We start from the raw sequence: 18,182 nt of genomic DNA, 5'->3' as shown, positions 1-18,182 counted from the left end.
CCATCGGCGCGCGGATCAATGGCCTGCGTTTCCGTTGCACCAGCGCGGCGCCTTCACTGCCGGGCTTGCTGGCGCGCCTCGATCAATTGCGGACGCTCGGGGCGGTCCGCGCGCTGCGCCACGGCCAGCAGCTTCTGGAAATAGACGTGGGCCTTGTCGCCGTCGCCCGCCTGCCTGGCCGACGCGGCCGCGCCGTACAGCGACCAGAAGCGATTGGGCTCCTGCACGAGCGAGGCTTCGAACGCCGTCAGCGCGTCGGCCGGTTGATTCTGGGCCAGCAACATCTCGCCCAGCATTTCCCGGGCCGGTGCCAGCGGGCCGGGCGTGACCGAGGCCAACTGCGTCTTGTCCTCCAGATCGGCCGCCTGGCGCATGCCCGTCAGCGCGTCGGCCACATGCCCTTCCTGCAGCGCCAGGAGCGCGGCCACTTCCCGCCGCTGAATATCCGTCTGCTCGGCCCAATAGTCCTCGCCCTGCTTGGCCAACGTGGCGTGGAGTTGGTCCAGCGACGCGATTGCCGCGCGTGCGCCGGCGCCGTCGTTCAGATGCGCCGCGCCCAGCCCACGGGCGAAATAGGTGATCGAATCGGCATAGGGAAAACGGCTCGGCACGGACTCGAGCGTGGCCGCCTGCGCCCAATCGCGGCGCTCCAGCGCGTAGCGCGCCGGAATCGCGGCGCGGGCGTAATAGGCGGCCGAGGCCGGCGCCGCGCCGTTCGCCTTGGCCGGATCGAACCGCGCGAAGACCTGCGCCGACGCATCGGCCAATTGCCCGGCGGCCTTGTCCTGCCCGGTCTGCAGATAGCCGTAGATCATGTAGTCGCTGGCGTGCAGCTCATCGGCCGGCTGCCCTGCGGCGCGCGCCGACGCGGCCGAGGCCAGGTTGGTGTCGATGGACGCCTGCCAGTCGCCGATCCGGGTGAAGGTATGCGAGGGCATGTGCAGCGCGTGCGGCGTGGACGGCGCGATCGCGCCGTAGCGCTTTGCGGCGCCCGCGGCGCGCGACGCCAGGGCCGGCTCGTCGTAGGCGTGAATGATGTAGTGGGCCAGGCCCGGATGATCGGGATACTTGGCGAACAGCGTCTCCAGGATCGCGCCGGCCTTCAGCTGTTTCGCATAGGTCTTGTCCGCGGGATTGGCGGCCGCGGCCAGCGCCAGGGCGTAGAAGATGCGCGCTTCGGTGTCCTTGGGGTAGGCGGCGGCCAGCCGTGCCATCGCCTGCTCGTAGGCCAGGGTGCGCGCGTCCTGGTCCAGGCGGTCGGCGTCCACATACAGATGCGCCACCGCCTCCAGATAGGCCTGCTCGCGCGGGGTCTTGGCCTTCAGCGCCCGCCCCGCGTTGACCGCGTTCAACCCCTGCTGCAGTTGCGCGGGAGACTTGAACCCGGCGAACGGATTGCTCCAACTGCTCAGCGCGATGCCCCAATAGGCGATGGCGCAGCCGGGGTCGGCCTCCAGCACCGCGCGATAACCCTCGATCGCCGGGCCGAACTGGAAGGAATGCATCAACGCCACCGCACGATCGAACCGCGGCTGCGCCGCCGCATTGCACGAGGTCGCGAAGCTGACGCTGCCCAGCCGCTCCATCGCGGCATGGTCGTGCATGGGGTCGTGAGCCGATGCATCGGCCGCAACCACGATGGCCAGGAGGGATGCGGCAACAAAGCGTTTGGCGCTCATGACACCTGGCCGTTGAGAGACGGAGCTCGCTGCATCTTTCCCCTGTCCTGTTCGAAAGTCCATCGCGATGCGCCTGGCAGGCAGCAGCGCCGACCTCGCAGCGCGCACATCGGGGGCGGAGCACCGGAGCGCGCGCAAAACCCGCTCCTGGCGCATTGCCATCACGTCGAAACTGGCGGCAACCGGCCACGGGAAGAGCGCGCTGCGGGGCACGTGGCCCGCCGGCTACCGAGGAGGCACGCCCTGCGCGGCGTCAGCCGGCGAGCAGCGTCACCGCGTAGCCATGATGTTCCAGCACGCGCCGGCACAGCGCCACGAAGTCCGGCACCACCAGGGCGGGCACGCTACGGCAAAGCAGCCCGGAGACGTGCGGCCAGCGCAATGCGTTGCTCGGTGGCGTAGCGCACTTTCTGCCCCCCATACAGCCCGTCATTCGTGTAGCGCGGGAACACGTGCAGGTGGTAGTGCCACACATCCTGATTGCCGGCCGGCCCGTTGTGTTGGCGCGTGGAGATGCCGTCGCAGCCGAAGGCCGCCAGCATCGCGTGCGCCAGGCGCCGCGTGGCGCGGAAGACCTCGCGGCCCAGGTCGTCCGGCATGTCCAACACGTTCTCGTAGTGGCCACGCGGGATCACCAGGCAGTTGCCTTGGATGCCGCCATAGTGGTGCGTCGGCACCAAGGCGAACACGTTGGCATCCACCAGCACAACGGCCGATTCCGGTGCAGGCGAGGGCAGCGTGGCCGCAATCCCGCAGAACGGACAGTCGTACCCGGGGGGAGCGTGCTGCATGAGGCGCAACGGCGAAGAGAACCCACTGTGGGGCGGGAACGGATTTTGTGGGGCGCTCTGGCTAGCCGTCAATCGGACAATCCGGGTGGTGAGCTATAACAGATCTTTGCGTCGCCAGGCGATGATGGCCGAAGGGAAGTGCACTCTACCCCTAGCTTCTGCCGCATTTGGTATGCCTGTCCGGGCGAATTAGGTGAAAAGTTGACTCTAGTCGAGGGATAAGCTCAGGGCGCTGCGGCTCTCCGCTGCGAATTCCACGACCATACATCCACGTTCCGCGTGTCGTAACTTCGCCGGTCCTGGGCGTCCAGGACCGGTTAGGTAGCTCAATTCCGGAGCTTAGAAAAAAAGCCAAGCGTCAGCGCATGTTGCGCTCAACGATACAGCTCTTCGGCGAGCAAGATATGGAATTTATCCAGTTGCCTTCACCCACATATTCGATTGAAGCACCGAGCCTAGCCGCGTGCTCGACGAAAGCGCCCAAATTATCGGTCTCGCCGACCCACTTTCCTTGCAGCTGTTGGATATTCTCGGGGATGACTTGGCCGGTAGCGGTTCTGGCGCTGTTCTCCTGAGCATCCGCGGTCGTGTCTAGGGGATCCCAGAAGAAATCGACGTACGAGCCATCTGACAGGACTAGACGAAATACGACCCGCGCTTGATCCTTAAGGCCAAGATAGTTTGATGTGTATTGAAGCATGTTGGTCAGTTCGGCCAAGAAGGTTGCCTTGACCACACTCAAAACGAAATCTCTGTTCGCAAACTTTGATTCGATCTGACCCTTGAGATTTTGGTCCCAAACTACGTCGTACGCCGTCTGGTTGTTCGTAACGGCCATATTTAGCATTGAAACTGGCACGCTGTAGATCGGGCGGAGAGAGCCGCCGCCCTCGATAAATACCTTGTGCCCTGCTTGAACCTCGCCGACTACGGAGGCTTCCACTGTGCCCTTCGTTTGACCATTGCTTGCCGGTGCGACGCCTCGAAGATAGCTTGGCACTGAGGTAGGGACTGGACCGCCGCCTCCGCCACTGCTTGCCTTGATCGTCCACTTCTGAACCGTGTTGTCAGCGAGATTGTAGACCCAATAAGTGCCACCCCGATTTCCGATGGCTTCCTCAAGCATGGCCCGCGTCCGGAAGTCGTCGTCCGTTTTGCACGTGCTGCAAGGGACAGGAATCGCCGCATTCGCACCTGTGGAAGCCAAAAGAAGCGATACGCCGAAAATATACTTAATCATCTGATTTCCTTATGGTCTACGCGATGCAAATCGTATGCATCGACCCAATGTTACTACGCGTGTAGGGCATGCCGCTTAGACAAAGGCCTAAGCGGCATTGAACTGTGACGCTGGTCGGCTCTGTCAATACTGGGGGGTCGGGACTTTTTGCTGGTCAATGAACTCTGCGACAGTTACGACGCCTATGTCGGCAAACTCGAAGGGGCGACATTCGAGGGAGAGCACGTCGCCTACGGGTTCAACCACAACCGGACACTGGTCTCCGTCTCGGGAACCTGTGCGGGCGTAGGCGCGCGCTAGTGGCTTCTGTCATCCGCCACCGCGACGCCGTTTGCTAGGTCGCACCAAATTCTGTCTGCAGCGCATGCGCATGGCTGCTGGCACACAGGGCGAGAAGTTGGCCGGCGGCCGCAAATGTCGGCCCTGTTCGAGTGGTGGGGCACGGGCTAAGCGGAGCGGCCTGGATGGCCGGACGGTGGCCTGGAAGTGGAACTACAGCCTGTCGGCCAGGCGAGCCATCAAGTCCATGCGTTCGTGAAAGATCGCCACGATCAACGCTGGTGCGCTCTCACGGGGCAAGCAGAAGACGTAGTGGTGTGCGTAGTGCGCCACCCGCAGCGCCGGGTGTAGAGCGTGCTCAGCTCCTTGAAAGGTCCGTCACCCTCTGCGAGGCGAGCAATGCCCAGTTCCAGGTCTGCGATGTAACGGCGCCCCTGCGGTTCGCCCCAGCGCTGCATCGTGTAGCGGACGACCCCGCGCAGATCGGCCTCCGCCGCCTCGGTGAGGACGTAGCGCTTGGTCAAACGCGGCGGCCCCCGGCCAGTTCTTCATCGAGAATGTCGCCGACGCTCTTGGCGGACACCTTGCCCGCAAGCCCCTCGTCGATGCGTGCACCCAACACGGCTTTCAATTCCTGCCACGTCCGAGTAATGGGGTCAGGTTGAGCTGCCCCGATCTTTGGTGCAAGAGCTATCACATCGTGCGTTGTTGTGGGAGCGGCATATGTTGCTTCTCAATGGGCAAGAGAGAGCGCAGGAAATCGTGCCATTCGATGTTCGCTGCCTCACAGCGTGTTTCAACTTGCTCAACGAGCCAGAGCGATAAAACCAGTACAGGCGCGTTGCCAGCTGCGATGTCATCGACCGCTGCATCGAGAAGCCAGCCAAGCGTGGCTACCTCATCACTTGTGCCGGCGACAGGGTCATTATCCACTACGACCGTCCAGGAATCGGTATCGTCACCTTCAACGTAGGCGAGAACAGTTCCGTCTTCCCCTATGAGTTCAGCAATGATGTTGCGCTCAGCATCAAAAGCCGCCATCCACCTTTCAACCTTACTCAGCCCAGTCTTTGGTCTCGCCTGAGCTTCTTCAGCTCTTTTTCGGCGTTCCTTCAACTTAGATCTTCGTTTTGCGTCAGATTTCTTGGCCATTGTTGTTCCTAGCTTGAAGCACCGTAGAGACACTAGCGCGGAAGATGGCTTCTTTCAGCGTCAAAGTCTCAAATTAGTGTCAGTCAGATGCTTAGCCCGGCTAGGACATTCTTGGCCCGCTTCTGCTCGGGTCGTTCTGGCTGTTGTCGCGTGCCTGCGCGAGCTCTTGCAATCGCGTTTGCTCCTGGGTATCGCGTGCCTGGCTAGCGGCCAGGTACTGTTGTTCCGGGGCTGCGGCCAGCGCCTCGCTGGTTGGCATCTGGGCACGGTTGGCGAAAGGATCCGGGGAGGCGCCAGGGCCACTGCGCATCACGAACATCGTCTCCCCCCCAGCGAACTTATCGGTCGGCGCATTCAATGCAACGTCCACCTTGTCGCCGGGTTTGAATCCTGCTTCAACTGCCATCTTGTAGGCGCTAGCGACCATGCGATCACTGCGCTCGTCCCAAGGCTTGTTGGCGCTTTCATCGAGCTTGGCAATGGAGGACCGTATCTGGCCCACCAACGCGGCGTCTTGCGGCTTCGGGCCGGCAATGCTCTGACGATCCACGGGCGGCTGATCGTCTACGTGCGAATCCTGCGCTATGTTCGAGCGTGCGCCCACCTGCATTGCCGGTGCGTCGACCTGCGCCGTAATCGCGCTTGTAGCCGCTGCATGCTTCGGTGTCGGGCTATCCAGCGATGACGACCTCCCGGGTACCGCCTCCGGCGACGGCGTACTGGGCAAGGGCGCTCCCGACGACGGCGCTGCAGGTTGCTGTGTCTGGGGCGCTTGAGTGGAGGGATTGGGTTGGGTAGCGTCGGCCGGCTTCGCCTGCTGTCTTTCTGCTTGCGATATCTCTTCTGCCGTCGTGGTAGTTCTGATCTCCATGCGGTCGTCATTCTCGCCAACCACGGTGTTGATCGAACCATCCTTCTGCAGCTGCAGAAAGAAGGGCATCTGCTTGCCTGTGTCACGCGCGTGGTCTTGCGCCACTGCGGCCGTCGCCGCGTCGATCTGCGCGTCGGTGCGTGGAATGTGAGCGCGTGCGTAGATGCCGGCGACCTGGCTGCGCAAGCCGCTCTGCGTGGGCGTAGGGTTGTTGCGCGCTACCTCAGCCATCGCCGCCATGTCCTGAAGCCCGGTCTGCTGACTCTGCCACGTACGGTTCAATTCCTCGCGCGTGTTGCCGGTCGCTGGATTGGTGCCATAGAACGTGCCAGGTGTGCTCCATTCGCCGTTGGCGTCGCGGGTATAGGCATTACCGTCGGAAGCCTGGAGCGGCTGCGGTTGCGTACGGGCGTTGGTAATTGCCTGTGGCACTGGCTCGCGATTGGTGAACTCACTCCAGCCGAACTGGTGATAGGCGATCTGGTAACGGGCCGCTATCGCTTCCGGAGTGTTGGCGGCGTTCTGCGCGATGATCGTCTGCGATTGTTGCTCCAACGCAGTCGCACGCTCCGGGCTGACCGGCGTGTTACGGGTGATCGGTATCTTGCCGTCGATATTCTCCCTGATTTCAAGCTGCCAACCTCCGGTCTGCGGATCGCGCACGTAGTCGCGGCCGGTTTCAAAAGGCTCGCGTGGCGGATGCGTTTCGGCCTTGGCATCCAGGCGGTACGGATCCTGGGGTTTGGGTGGATTCGCCAGTCCGAGTGAATACGAGTCGTTGGCCGCGCGATAATTCAGCTCATCGGCAAGGCGGCCAGCGGCAACCAGGCGCGTCTCCCGATAGCCGCCGTTCGGCAACGGAGCGCTGACGGTGCGCGTCCACGTGCCTTGTGGATCCTCCGGGTTGCGGGTCCACTCGTTGCCACTGCGGTCGGGCTGCGTGTAGATCCGGTCGATGTCCTGTTTCTCGGCCCAGCGCTCGCCAAGGTAGGCGCCAGCGACGCCACCGACCAGACCGGTCGCGAGCGCGCCCGGACCGGTCCACGAGCCGGTGGCGACCCCATAGCCTGCACCGAGCAAAAAACCGCCAGCGATGCCGCCAGCGTTGCGGCCAACAAAGTGGGTAGCTGCCGACGCAGCACCGGTGTCGTTGCCCTGCGTATGAAGTTGGACGACGCGGTGGCCGGTAACCGTGAAGTCATAAGCCATCAGCGCTACGCCGGCAGCACCGAGGACGCGAGCCCCAGAAATCGACCCGCGTGCTACAGCCGCTTCTGCTGCGAGACCTTCACCTGCCACGCCGCCGCCTTCGCCTGGGGCACCGGGCATCCGGGGCGCAGCCGGCGGCCGCGCGAGAACCGGCGGCATCTCCCTGGCGAACGCGAGGCGTAGACGCGTTTCCACCGATTCGGTGAGTGGCAAGCGGCCGGCTTGGTTCGCCTCGGCAATCGCTGTGCCGAGTGATTGCCGGCCACCCCATCTGTCGCTGAGGGTCGAAGACCCAGGCTGGTCGATGGCGTCCAATGCCAGCCTGACGTTGCCTTCCGACCGCGTGACCCCAGCCCATTGCGCCTCGGCCCCTGCCATCCTTCCCAAGTCGCGAATCTGGGCAGCGTGGCGCTGTTGGTACCCCGCGAGATCGCCATGAAACGCGCGGATCCGCGCATTTGCCAGCTCTGGTGTCATGCCTTGCGGCGTGTTGCTTACGAGGTCGCCATTGACCAGCCCCGCTTTAAGCGTGTCGGTCAGGCCATTGACCCTGGCCGCGATGCGTTGCGCTGCTGCTTGGTCCCCAAGCAGCGTGGCTTGGCCGTCCGGAGAAATTTCCAGCCGCTGAAGCGCGGCCGCAAGTTCGTCAGTGTAGGCGCCGAGTGGTCCGCCCGGGTGAGGCGATAACCCCATCTGTGCTGCCAACGCTTTGTCGGCGGGCAGATTGAGGATATTGCGCGGACCATGGAGATCGAACAAGCCGCGTTCTGATAGCGCTTGCAATAGCTCGCTGCGGCCATACGCAGCTTGCTCGATGACGTGATGCCCCTGGAAGACAGGTGTGTCGGACATGACAATGCTCCTGCGGCGAAACGCTTCAAACCGATGGGGAAATCAAATCTCCGCAGCGTCCCGTAGTCGAACACCATCGAGGTTCGCAGCCCTTAGCGCATCTGCAAGCACGTTGTCGCAAATCGCATCCAGTCCAATTCGTGGTTGCCGAAAGACATGTGCGTCCCCAACAATGTCTTGTCTGAAAACGAGGCTGGCGCCACCAGCCACGCTGTAGAACTTGAGATCCTCTCCGCTTTGATGATCCCGCTCGTATTCGACTTTTACCTGCGAATTCTCCTCATCAAGCGCATCAAGCGAACGCAGTACCCCACAAAGATAATATTGTGGCCCTGTCGAGCCATCGGCGAGAGTAAAGTTACAGGAGGCAAAGGCGAATCCATGTGGATCAACAGACTCAAAGACGCGTTTCAACGCATCGGAGACGATCCATTTGCCCGCCACCTTTTCAAAATCTCTTGGCATCCCGCCCAGTTCCGGTACCTGGACCAGATGGGGCATTTCTGGGTACTGGCCTGGATCGCCGTTGGGTGGCTCGATCATGAAGGTCCCGGGAAGCCTAAGCTGCTTCTTGTTGGCAATCTCTATGCCAGGCTGTTTGCCATTGCCCCAAAAGCTTGGCTCAAGGACAAAAAATTTCCCTTGAGATATGCTCGCAATCGTGACGGGAATAGCAGTCTGTTCGTTCATTTTGGCTTCCATCGTGGATGCGGTTGCGTTGGACGTTTCAGCTGATGCTTTCGGTCGATGTTATTCTAGCGAGCAACGGGCTCAGGTTCACTTAGCAGTAGCCGTGGTTGGCTTGCGGGATTGATGACGGGGCTTGATGCAAGCGAAACAGTGGAACTTGGTCTCAACGATATAGCAGAAGCATCGTGGCCAAGGGCGCGCTGGCATCCGGCAGGACAACGGCCGATTCTGGTGCAGGCGACGGCCGCGTGGCCGCGATCCCGCAGAACGGACAGTCGTACTCTGTGGGAGAGTGCCGCATGAGGCGCAACGGCAAAGAGAACCTACTGTGGGGCGGGAATGGATTCTGTGCGCACTCTGGGTGGCCGTCAATCGGACAACCGGGGGTGGGCTGGAGCCGAAATCAATGCCCCGCATGCTTTGGTGGCAAGGGTAAATTGAAATCTAGCTCCAGTCATCCGACTTCAGCTCCTATTAGGAAGTAGCTAGCCAGCGCCTTGCTCCGACTGAACGATCAGGTTCCTGAGGTCCTCGATTACTGATCTTACCGGTTCCAACAAATCAGAGTTATGTCGAGACTGCTCTATAAGCCAGTCCACGAACAGATCTTTGGTTTCTGGAGTTGGAGCTAAAAAATAGAAACTTTCTTCGTCACTTTCTTGTAGAGATCCGGAGATTTTAGGGTAGATTGACGGTTCCAAAAGTTCTTTGAATGGAGTAGTTGATCTTTGATAGTTATCTCCCGCTCGAACTCGAGTGGAAGATGGAAATATATTCTCAAGAGTTGCTGGCCAATTTTGTTCGGGAATTCCTTTTGAAGACATCATTGAAACAAATTCATCACTGGCAGCTAGTCGACACCAAAATGTCTTATTGGAATTGTGTTGTTTCCAAATGCCACCCCGGGCCGTGAGTCTTTTGTCTTTTCTTAGCTCTCTGCCGTCTCTGTCATTGTCCACAAGCACATATATTTGTTTTCCTGGGACAAGACTGCTAAGAACCAATCCATCACCTGCTAAGCTCTCCATTTTCGTGGTTCCTTGGCAAGATTGGATGGATGGGGCTGGTATTTCCCCGGCGAAAAGACTCCAAGCGCACTCCATCAGTTTAGCATCTGATTCGCCTTCCACAAATAGTATTGGTGCGGCGGCTGCTTCTATTTGTCGCGTCAGGTCAGCCCCGTCAGATTTTAATCTTTCAATCTGCTTGGAGATTTCCTCTAGATGCGACCCCATAATTGCTAGATGCGGGGTTTCACCCATGAGTTCACCCGGTAGGCTTCCAGGCTTCAAGCCGTTTATTTCGAGCACTGAGGAGCAAGGTTTACTGAGGGTGTCAGGCACTTTCTTGAAAATAAAGAATCTCTTAATTTCGGGGCCCTGTTGCCTGAAAAATGCGGGACTGTGGCTGGTGACAAATATTTGCTTTTTTGAGCTTTTCCCGTATTTCTTGAATTCATCTGCTTCCTCAATGGCGCTAGCAAGCTCAAGCGAGTTCTCTGGTTCTTCGAAGCCCCATATGTGATAGTCCTCTTTGCCATGTTCGGAGAGAAAGTTCAAAACAGCAGGAATGTGTCTAACTTGTATTCCATCACCCCGCTGAGTTGTGAGAGAAAATTTATCTCCGTACTCGTCAGTTGTGCCGAAATCAAGCGACCTAAAAAGATTGGTTAGGTCTGTAGGCGGAGTTATGACGCTATCTAGATTGAGTGTTGACTTTAAGAAGTTACTCAGATTCTCCGTTTCGTCCCGAATTGCATTGGAGAATGGCCCCAGTGACTCTCTAAAGCTCGCCTTATTCGAAAGAATGCTGTAAACATTGCCAAGAAGGTATTCGAAAATTCTTCGGTCTTTGATGGCGGGAATATAGTGAAATCTGACGGTATTGAGAAATCTTGTTAGATAATGCCGTTTGTTCTGTGCGACCGAGCTTTCTATATTTGGCTCTTCTTGGTTAAGAGTGCTCCACTGCTTTTTAACCCAAAAGGATTCTCCAAGAGAATTCTTCCAGCTGCTGGGTGCGGCGAACCAGATTTTTATATAAGCAAACTTTCTGGCGCCCTTGCTCAAATCCGTTTCGCTTCTTCTTGCTAGGTTAAAATCTGTTAAAAAATCAAAAGAAGTTCCTGGATTGGTTTGAGATTCAAAGAACAGATTGAGGGCCCTGAGGAAATTACTCTTCCCGGAGTCGTTCCTTCCAAAGAGGATTGTGATGTCCTTGAGTTCATTTAATGACTCTTTATATATTGACCGGAAGTAAGCTATCTCGATCGCCGTAATTAGTTGCATGATCAAACTGCCCGGTTGTAGTTGGAGGGTTTGCAGAATGCCGAGATTGTGGAAAGGAGGGACTAGTTCACTTCGCGCGCCTAGGGCGTTCAAGAAGCGTCCTGCGTCGCGAGACCCATCGCAGCTAGGTAACTGGGTCTAAGTGACGGGTCATGTTCACTTACCCAGTTCCTCGGCAGCGCCGAAACTGGCTGCAGCCAAGAAATGCCTCACCCGTGCGTTTGTTTGTCCGCTGTACGAGTACGCTTCCGCACCGTCGGCAGGTTGGTGATTGAGAGGGAGTTTCGATCGTCGAGCCGAGCGCCGGTTCGATGAGGGAATAGAGAGGTATTCCAAGAGCGCTGCCACGTTGCGCCGTTTGGATCATGTCCAGTAACTGCTCTCCGCGGATCAGCTCGATCGGCTTACCAAGCGCAAACCGCGCTGCATCGGCCGTGTATCCACCCACACAAACGATCTTCACTGCATCCGCTTGGTGATGCGCCAGCAGCCCATACATCTCGCGCACGACGCTGACGCCGACCTGCTGCCGCTTCCATTGCTTGCACTGCACCAGCGTGCGGCGGCCGTCCTTACGCAGGACCAGGTCGATGCCGCCGTCGGCGCCGCCCAGGCCGGTTTCTTCCACACTGTAGCCCTGTCGGCGGAAGGCTTCGCCGACAAGTAGTTCGAATTGGCGCCAGCCGCCGGCGGCGAGGCTTTCCAGGGTGGTGCGGGTGTCCAGCAAGCGGCGGCGATGGCGCGCGCCTAGGAAGGAGAAGAGCGCAGCGATCCAGCAGACGATCAGCACAATCCACGCAAAAGGTGCAAGCGTGCTGTCCGAGTGCTGCACGATGCCTTGCGCCAGCATGCCGCCGTGCTGGGAGAGCCACCATGCGAGTCCATAGCGCACGGTAAGAAAGCCAGCGATGCCCACCGCTAGCCCAAGTGGCCACGGCAATGCAGCCAGCGCATCAAAAGTGGTATTTCCCCGTTTGCGTCCCATGCGACCCCCGTCCCAGAACCAAACATAGCGCCGGAATCAGCAGTTGTCCGCCTGGCGATTGCGGCGTCTACGAAACGAGACATGAGGTGCTTCAGGCGTAGCGGTCGAGCGGCCGGTTCGAGGTGACGGCCACGGGGGCATTTCGCGGCTGAAGCTCCCAGTGAATATCTGACTTTTGGATATCAAAAAGAGCGCGTTACGGTGGTTGTGCGGACACCCAGTCCGCCCACGTCGAGGACGGATGCCATGACGACTTCGCAAGCCCGCACCACCCTTGCCCGGCCGCGCGTCGCGCCGGCGGGCACCCTAGACTCGCAAGAGGAGCACTTCTCCTTCGGCGTCACGCTCGATCAGATCGACCGCTTCCACGCGCTGCTACGCACCATCACCGCGCAGAGCGACATGGTGGCGGTGTGCAGCGGGGCGCCGCTGGACGACAAGAGCGTGTCGATCCTGGGCGAGAGCATCTTCACGGCCGCCCGCGCGGTGCGCGGGATCGTGGACGAGATCCACGCACAGCGGCTGGGCGGCGATGGCCTGGCGCCGGTGTCGCACGGGGAGCCGCGCCATGCGTAAGCCGCCTTCCCCTACCGCCGCCGCCTCGCGCAAGCGTGCGCCGCGCCAGACAGCGCAATTTCGCGACTGGACCATCGTGGAGCCATCGCTCACGCCGATGCTGACGCCCGACCAGATCGCCGCCGAACTTGCCGCCGAGGAGGCCCGCACGCCGCGCGCACCCCGCCGCCGGCGCCCACCGCAGCGCTGCAAGATGGGCTACGGCTATTACCCGGCCAGCAACCAGGTGGTGCCGTCGCTGCGCCTGCGTGGGCGCTGGCTGGAACAGTTGGGCTTTGCCATCGGCAGCACCTTGCGGATCGAGGTGCGCGATGGCGCGTTGGTGGTGCGCATGGCCGGGGAGGAGTGACGCGCGTACGGCCACGCGCGGGCGTGCGCATGGACGGTTGAACACCGGCCCGGCCGGCCGCTGCGGCATGCTCCGCTGTGCGTCGGGTCGGTCCGACGATGGCCTGGCGCTGCGGCTGCCCGGTGGGCGCCGCCGTGCTAGCGTGCCGCTGCCGAGAGTCCGGCAATGCGAAGGGGCAGGCATGCGCATTGAGTCAGTGCCAGTGGAGCGCCGCGTGGTGGCGCCGCGCACCAAGCCAGGCGTGCGCCTGGCCTGGTGGCTGTTGTGGCTGGCCTTGTCGGTGTTCGCGGGGGAGTTCGTGCACTCGGTGTACGCGAAGTACGCATCGCTGCAGTCGCCGGCCTATGCGATGTTCCTGACCCGGCGCGGCTGGCTGTGGTGCCATCTGGGTGGCGGCGCAGTCGGCCTGCTGCTCGGCGCGCTGCAGTTCGCGACGCAGCGTTGGCGGCGGTGGCCGCGGCTGCACCGCTGGGTGGGGCGGGTCTACTTCGCCGGTATGGCGGTGGCGATGGTCGGGGCGGTCGGCTTGATCGCCACGTCGCCGGCGCCGCTGTCGATCCGGCTGGCGTTTTCCGTGACGGCGCTGGTGTGGCTGGTCACCGCGTCGATGGGGTTGCTGGCGATCCTGCGCGGCCAGGTGCTGCGCCACCAGCGCTGGATGGTGCGCGCCTATCTGGCGACGCTGGCACCTGTGCTGTTCCGGCTGGCGCTTCCCACGGCGATCGGGTTGGGCATGACGCCATCGCCCGGCCTGATCGCGCTGTTGCTGTGGGCCAGTTGGATGGTGCCGTTGCTGCTGTATGCGGTTGGTCGCGCGGTGGTGCATGCGCTGCGCGGTGGCATGCAGGCAGCGCCGGTTGCGGGAGCTGCCCGCATCGGGGGCGATGCCGGCTGATCGAGGAGTGCGTGCCGGGAGTGCGGTGGTGCGTCGCGCTTGCGCGGAAGGTCCGCGCCTTGTTGGTCCGCGTTCGCGACACGCCGGTTCGGCCACGCCCGCTAGCCGCGATGTGCGATCGCCGCAGTCCGCGCGGCCATCGCCCCGGACGCTGCCGCGCCGATGGTCAGGCGCGGCAGCGTCCGTTCGCTGGCGATCGCAAGGGCATGGGGGAGGAGGTTGCCCCTGCGATCCTCTGCGGCGAACTCAGCGGCGCTTGTCGAACAGCTGCTGGCGCACGGCGACGGTGCAGGCGTCTTCTGTCAGCAGGTGCTCGACGGCGCTGTTGTCGCTGGGCTTGCCGCTGCCCAGGTCGAGCACGGACGCCTGGTTGCTGCCGCGGGCCTTGAACGCGGCGACGGCGGTGGTGGCGTTCTTCAGCGGCACGGTGGCGTCGTTGTCCGAGCCGCACAGCAGGGTCGGGGTGCGCGGCGCCCAGTCGAGCAGGTCGTTGCGCTCCAGGTCGCGCAGGAACGGGTCGTTGGCGTTGCTGGCGAAGTCCTTGTAGAAGCCGGGCTGGAAGTACTGGCGGATCTTGTCGACGCCGGGCAGGGTGTCGCCGAGCACCAGGTCGGTCAGGCTCTGCGTGCCGGGGAACAGCGCTTCGACCTGTTTGGCCCACGGATCCTGGAACACCTGCGCCGGGTCGAGGTAGAGGTTGTGGTAGGTGTGCTGCATGCCGACGATGGCGTAGCTGGCCAGCACGATGCCGAAGGTGTTCTCGCCCACGGCGCTGCGGCCGCTCCAGCTGTCGCGGAAGGTCTGGCTGAGCGCGTACGGGCCGGAGATCGGCGCGCTGGCGACCAGGTGGAATTCGTCGGACAGGTGCGCTTCGATCTCGCGCTGGGTGGCCATGGCGGCATGCCCGCCCTGCGAGAAGCCGGTCAGCATGACCTTGCCCGACAGGGGGATGTTGAGCCGCTGCAGCATCTGGCGCGCGGCGCGCAGGGCGTCGATGGTGGCGCTGGCCTCGGACGCGGCGTGCAGGTAGGGATGGAACGGATAGGTGGACTGGCCGATGCCCAGGTAGTCGCTGCTGACCACCACGTAGCCCTGGGTGGCGAGGTGGGTGACCATGGTGTCGTCGCCCTTGGCGTCGCGGATCTCCTTGGCCTGCTCGGCGCGGCGCAGCGACTCGGTCCCCTGGCTGTAGCTCACCAGCGGGAACGGCCCGGCGCATTGGCTGCCGCCCGGCACCAGCAGTGCGGCGGAGGCGGTGGCGGGTTCGCCGTCGACGCCGATGGTGGCGTAGGTGAACTCGGCGACGCGCACGTCGCACTTGGCCTGGTCGGTGGACTGGTCGTTGGCCAGCAGGGTGCCGATCGCCTGGTGGGTGTAGCTGGTCAGCACATTGCTCTTGAGCAGGGTGCCGCGTGCCGGTGCGGCCGACGCGGCCAGGGGCAGCATCGCGCCCGCAACGCCGATGGTGGACAGTACGCGCAGCGCCAGCCGATTCCGCAGTGTGGCCATGAACAACGTCCTCGCAATTAAATCCCGGTTGCACGGGGCCGTGGGGTTGAGGGCCAAACACTACTACGGCGCTGCGATGGTTTTTCTGACAATTCGCGGCAATGTTTATCTGCAGTATGGATTCGCGCGGCAATCTGGCGAATATCGAGACACGGAGCGAAAATAAATCTTGTACCGCGTATGTGTGGCGGCGTGCGGAGCGGCACACTGATGCAGAAATTCGCCTTAAATCCGCATGATTTCGATGGATTTCTGCCTGTTTCGCCAATGGCGGAAAAATAAAAAATGGCGCCGCGCTTCATTCAATAATGGATCTTTCGGTATTCGATAATCTCGAGATAAAGGTGATCGCCGCGCACTGAAAGATAATCCGGCATGCCTTGCATGTCGGGGATGGGCGATCGCATCGATTGGGGGGCGCGAAGCGGCGAGGCAGCGGCGTCGGGGGGCCGCCTGGTTTCGCCGTAGGTCATGGCGCATGCCGCGCGCGTGGAGGCGTCCAGCAGCGCGCGCGGCGTAGACGAAAAAAAGCCGGCTGCCCCATCAGGGCATGCCGGCCGGGTGTAGCGGCCTGCACGGCTGCGCAGGCCGGACGCAGCGGATCAGCGCACCTTGTACAGCACCGCCGCACCGGGCTTCGGTTCGAACATGGGCACGGTCTGCTGCTTGAGTGCTTTGCCGTTGGCATCCCACACCAGGGTCTCGGCGGGGTATTCCTCGTTGCGGGTCATGGCGCCGATCTGCTTGACGATCACCGTCGAGCCGGCCTTCACTTCGGGGTTCCAGGCGAATACGCCGAGCCTGCCGTAGAACACGGCCGGCGCGTCGGCGTCGAGACGGCGGTCGGGGCACATGACCAGGCCGCGATCGAGCATCACGCGCAGTGCGCCAACGGGGACGGCTTTCACGGTGGGCGCCGTGCGGTCGGTGCTGTGGCCGGGGCAGACGTTGGCCGAGCGGAGCAGCATGTCCTCGACCACTTGCCGATCGGGCTGGGCGAAGGCCGGCAGGGCGGCGGCGGACAGGGCGAGCATTGCGACAGTGGACTTCCAGTGCACGTGACACCTCCTATTGAATGAATTACTCCAGACGTCGCGGTGGGCCACGCTGCATAGGTGGGCCGCTGCCGGGGACGCGCGGCGACTCTATCAACAAGGTCGATGGACAATTGCAAATGAAGCGTGATGGCGCGTGACCTCGTGCACGCTTCCATTCACCTTGCATGTGCTGATCGATGGCGGCGGCGAAAAGGCACTGGCCCAGTGGCGGTAGGTATGCGGGGAGCGCGGCGACACGCGCGTGCGCATTGCCTGGCGCGCTCAGGTGTCGGCATCGCTGCGGAGGGTGAGCGAACGTTTCGAGTTGCTGCACTGCGCATCGGGGTGGAAGCGCTGTCGTCTCCGTGCAGCAACGCCGGATGCAGGGACGGGCGAAGCCTTGCGCGCCCGAACTCTGCGAGTCGCTTTCGCGCCGGACCCTCACCCCAACCCCTCTCCCGGGGGGAGAGGGGCTAAGGCGGTTCCTTCTCCCCTCGGGAGAAGGTGGCCCGCAGGGCCGGATGAGGGTACGGGCGAAGCCTTGCGCGCCCGACTCCGCGAGTCGCTTTCGCGCCGTACCCTCACCCCAACCCCTCTCCCGGGGGGAGAGGGGCTAAGGCTGTTCCTTCTCCCACCGGGAGAAGGTGCCCCGCAGGGGCGGATGAGGGTACGGGCGCAGCCTCGTGCACCCAACTCCGTGAGTCGCTTTCGCGCCGGACCCTCGCCCCAATCCCTCTCCCAGGGGAGAGGGGCTTACTTGTACGGCCCCGGGCCGCGCCAGACCAGTTCGCCCTGCTTGTAGACCTGCAGCATGGTGATGACCTCGCGGGCGTCGCCGATGGCCTTCAGTTCCGGGGAGTCCGGCGGCAGCGCGCGGCATTTGCCGGAGCCGCGCTTCATCGCGATCTCCAGCGGGCAGGCCATGCGGTACTGGGTGCCGGGCAGCAGGATGAAGAATTCCTTCATGCCCTGGTCCATCCAGGCGCGCAGCAGGGTTTCGCTGCGCAGGTCGTAATAGACCAGGTAGCCGCCCAGTTCCATGCTGGGGCCGGCGTCGCTGGGGTCGCCGCGGCGCCCGCCACGGCCGCCGCCGTCGCGGACCAGGCCGGTCTCGTTGGGGCCCAGGTCCTGGTCGATCGCGCCCGGCGGCCGCCCGGTCCAGGTCTCGCGGCGCTGGGTCGGTTCGGGTTCGCTGGCCGCGGCCTGGGCCTGCTGCTGCGTGGCGGGGTCCGGCTGCGGCGGCGCCGGTTGCTCGGCGGGCGTGGGCGCGGGCGGCGCTGGCGTGCTGGCCGTGGCGGCCGGATCGGGCGGCGGCACCGGGTGGTCGGACTGCGCGACCAGCGTGGATTGCACCGGCGAAGTGGCGCGCCGTTTCTTGGCCGCGACCGGCTTCTGCGCGGGGGTGGGGCTGGGCGGCGTCTTGGCCGGATGCACCGGCTGGCGCGTGGCGCCGATGAAGTCCACCTTGGTCCGGCCGCCGCTGGCCGCGCCTTGCGGCGTGCTCATGGTGGGCGGGTCGGCCAGCAGCAACAGCAGCAACATCAGCAGGTGCAGCACGGCGCTGACGATGGCGGCAATCCACGGGTCCAGGCGTTCGACCCAGGATTTGGCCCGGGGGTCCGCGCGATGCGACGCGTTGCTCATGCCGCCGCGGGGGCGTCGGGAGTGCGGGCCTTCATGGGGGGTCTGCAGGGTGCGGCCGGTGGGGGCGCCATCGTAACGCGTGCGAGGGCCGGTTCATTTGTCGGGCCACACCACGCTTAGGGTCTGTTGCTGTTGG

16 protein-coding genes and 1 pseudogene are annotated in these 18,182 nt (G+C 62.6%); 3 read left to right on the top strand and 14 right to left on the bottom strand.

Going from position 1 to position 18,182, the window contains the following annotated elements; translation table 11 throughout:
* Positions 1-53 precede the first annotated feature (53 nt).
* The 10 genes and pseudogenes from JR064_RS11035 to JR064_RS10990 all read right to left on the bottom strand — a co-directional run bounded on the left by JR064_RS11035 (position 54) and on the right by JR064_RS10990 (position 12,036).
* On the bottom strand, positions 54-1,892 hold the full coding sequence (locus JR064_RS11035) for a tetratricopeptide repeat protein (protein WP_206229747.1): 1,839 nt from the start codon (positions 1,890-1,892) through the stop codon (positions 54-56).
* Between the two features lie 131 nt (positions 1,893-2,023).
* Entirely contained in the window at positions 2,024-2,386 is a 363-nt protein-coding gene (locus JR064_RS11030; RefSeq protein WP_206229746.1) for an HIT domain-containing protein, read from the bottom strand.
* 442 nt (positions 2,387-2,828) lie between these two features.
* Positions 2,829-3,710 carry a hypothetical protein gene (locus tag JR064_RS11025; protein WP_206229745.1) on the bottom strand — a complete coding sequence of 294 codons (882 nt, stop codon included), beginning with the start codon at positions 3,708-3,710 and terminating at the stop codon, positions 2,829-2,831.
* 492 nt (positions 3,711-4,202) lie between these two features.
* Positions 4,203-4,513 (bottom strand): annotated as a pseudogene (locus tag JR064_RS11020) (type II toxin-antitoxin system RelE/ParE family toxin).
* Positions 4,510-4,686, bottom strand: coding sequence for a hypothetical protein (locus JR064_RS11015; protein WP_425510291.1), 177 nt, complete (start codon positions 4,684-4,686; stop codon positions 4,510-4,512). Before JR064_RS11015 ends, JR064_RS11020 begins: the two are co-directional and overlap by 4 nt.
* The gene (locus JR064_RS11010) at positions 4,683-5,141 is read right to left on the bottom strand and encodes a hypothetical protein (RefSeq protein WP_206229744.1); all 459 of its coding nucleotides are present in this window, start codon (positions 5,139-5,141) and stop codon (positions 4,683-4,685) included. Before JR064_RS11010 ends, JR064_RS11015 begins: the two co-directional genes overlap by 4 nt.
* Positions 5,142-5,241: 100 nt before the next feature.
* Positions 5,242-7,221 carry an XVIPCD domain-containing protein gene (locus tag JR064_RS11005; RefSeq protein ID WP_425510293.1) on the bottom strand — a complete coding sequence of 660 codons (1,980 nt, stop codon included), beginning with the start codon at positions 7,219-7,221 and terminating at the stop codon, positions 5,242-5,244.
* 894 nt (positions 7,222-8,115) lie between these two features.
* The gene (locus JR064_RS11000) at positions 8,116-8,775 is read right to left on the bottom strand and encodes an imm11 family protein (protein WP_206229742.1); all 660 of its coding nucleotides are present in this window, start codon (positions 8,773-8,775) and stop codon (positions 8,116-8,118) included.
* 473 nt (positions 8,776-9,248) lie between these two features.
* Positions 9,249-11,144: an ATP-dependent nuclease gene (locus tag JR064_RS10995; protein ID WP_206229741.1), complete on the bottom strand. Its 1,896-nt coding sequence runs from the start codon at positions 11,142-11,144 to the stop codon at positions 9,249-9,251.
* 67 nt (positions 11,145-11,211) lie between these two features.
* Positions 11,212-12,036 carry a restriction endonuclease gene (locus JR064_RS10990; protein ID WP_206229740.1) on the bottom strand — a complete coding sequence of 275 codons (825 nt, stop codon included), beginning with the start codon at positions 12,034-12,036 and terminating at the stop codon, positions 11,212-11,214.
* Between the two features lie 246 nt (positions 12,037-12,282).
* Here JR064_RS10990 and JR064_RS10985 point away from each other — a divergent pair, with 246 nt between their 5' ends.
* The 3 genes from JR064_RS10985 (at position 12,283) to JR064_RS23315 (ending at position 13,856) form a co-directional block, all read left to right on the top strand.
* A complete protein-coding gene (locus tag JR064_RS10985) occupies positions 12,283-12,612 on the top strand; it encodes a hypothetical protein (RefSeq protein WP_206229739.1) in 330 nt (109 codons plus the stop codon).
* Complete coding sequence (locus tag JR064_RS10980) at positions 12,605-12,961, top strand: SymE family type I addiction module toxin (RefSeq protein ID WP_206229738.1); 357 nt, start codon at positions 12,605-12,607, stop codon at positions 12,959-12,961. The genes JR064_RS10985 and JR064_RS10980 overlap by 8 nt, the downstream gene beginning before the upstream one ends.
* Positions 12,962-13,142: 181 nt before the next feature.
* Positions 13,143-13,856 (top strand): DUF2306 domain-containing protein, encoded by a 714-nt coding sequence (locus JR064_RS23315; RefSeq protein WP_206229737.1) that lies wholly within the window; start codon positions 13,143-13,145, stop codon positions 13,854-13,856.
* 246 nt (positions 13,857-14,102) lie between these two features.
* Here JR064_RS23315 and JR064_RS10970 read toward each other — a convergent pair whose 3' ends face one another.
* The 4 genes from JR064_RS10970 to JR064_RS10955 all read right to left on the bottom strand — a co-directional run bounded on the left by JR064_RS10970 (position 14,103) and on the right by JR064_RS10955 (position 18,046).
* A complete protein-coding gene (locus JR064_RS10970) occupies positions 14,103-15,365 on the bottom strand; it encodes a lipase family protein (protein WP_206229736.1) in 1,263 nt (420 codons plus the stop codon).
* A gap of 302 nt (positions 15,366-15,667) precedes the next feature.
* On the bottom strand, positions 15,668-15,838 hold the full coding sequence (locus JR064_RS10965; RefSeq protein ID WP_206229735.1) for a hypothetical protein: 171 nt from the start codon (positions 15,836-15,838) through the stop codon (positions 15,668-15,670).
* A 129-nt stretch (positions 15,839-15,967) separates the two neighbouring features.
* The gene (locus JR064_RS10960; protein WP_206229801.1) at positions 15,968-16,399 is read right to left on the bottom strand and encodes a hypothetical protein; all 432 of its coding nucleotides are present in this window, start codon (positions 16,397-16,399) and stop codon (positions 15,968-15,970) included.
* A 756-nt stretch (positions 16,400-17,155) separates the two neighbouring features.
* On the bottom strand, positions 17,156-18,046 hold the full coding sequence (locus JR064_RS10955; protein WP_206229734.1) for a type II toxin-antitoxin system RelE/ParE family toxin: 891 nt from the start codon (positions 18,044-18,046) through the stop codon (positions 17,156-17,158).
* Between the last annotated feature and the right edge of the window lie 136 nt (positions 18,047-18,182).

The organism is Xanthomonas bonasiae (genome assembly GCF_017163705.1).
In the GTDB taxonomy this organism is placed as follows: Bacteria; Pseudomonadota; Gammaproteobacteria; order Xanthomonadales; family Xanthomonadaceae; genus Xanthomonas_A; species Xanthomonas_A bonasiae.
This window is presented reverse-complemented; position numbering and strand designations above follow the sequence as displayed.

Coding starts and splice junctions, on each gene's coding strand:
- JR064_RS10980 (WP_206229738.1), top strand. CDS start 12,605: ATGCGTAAGCCGCCTTCCCCTACCGCCGCCGCCTCGCGCAAGCGTGCG.
- JR064_RS10960 (WP_206229801.1), bottom strand. CDS start 16,399: ATGCTCGCCCTGTCCGCCGCCGCCCTGCCGGCCTTCGCCCAGCCCGAT.
- JR064_RS11000 (WP_206229742.1), bottom strand. CDS start 8,775: ATGGAAGCCAAAATGAACGAACAGACTGCTATTCCCGTCACGATTGCG.
- JR064_RS11025 (WP_206229745.1), bottom strand. CDS start 3,710: ATGATTAAGTATATTTTCGGCGTATCGCTTCTTTTGGCTTCCACAGGT.
- JR064_RS10965 (WP_206229735.1), bottom strand. CDS start 15,838: ATGACCTACGGCGAAACCAGGCGGCCCCCCGACGCCGCTGCCTCGCCG.
- JR064_RS10955 (WP_206229734.1), bottom strand. CDS start 18,046: ATGAGCAACGCGTCGCATCGCGCGGACCCCCGGGCCAAATCCTGGGTC.
- JR064_RS10985 (WP_206229739.1), top strand. CDS start 12,283: ATGACGACTTCGCAAGCCCGCACCACCCTTGCCCGGCCGCGCGTCGCG.
- JR064_RS11010 (WP_206229744.1), bottom strand. CDS start 5,141: ATGGCCAAGAAATCTGACGCAAAACGAAGATCTAAGTTGAAGGAACGC.
- JR064_RS23315 (WP_206229737.1), top strand. CDS start 13,143: ATGCGCATTGAGTCAGTGCCAGTGGAGCGCCGCGTGGTGGCGCCGCGC.
- JR064_RS10990 (WP_206229740.1), bottom strand. CDS start 12,036: ATGGGACGCAAACGGGGAAATACCACTTTTGATGCGCTGGCTGCATTG.
- JR064_RS10970 (WP_206229736.1), bottom strand. CDS start 15,365: ATGGCCACACTGCGGAATCGGCTGGCGCTGCGCGTACTGTCCACCATC.
- JR064_RS11005 (WP_425510293.1), bottom strand. CDS start 7,221: ATGGCTTATGACTTCACGGTTACCGGCCACCGCGTCGTCCAACTTCAT.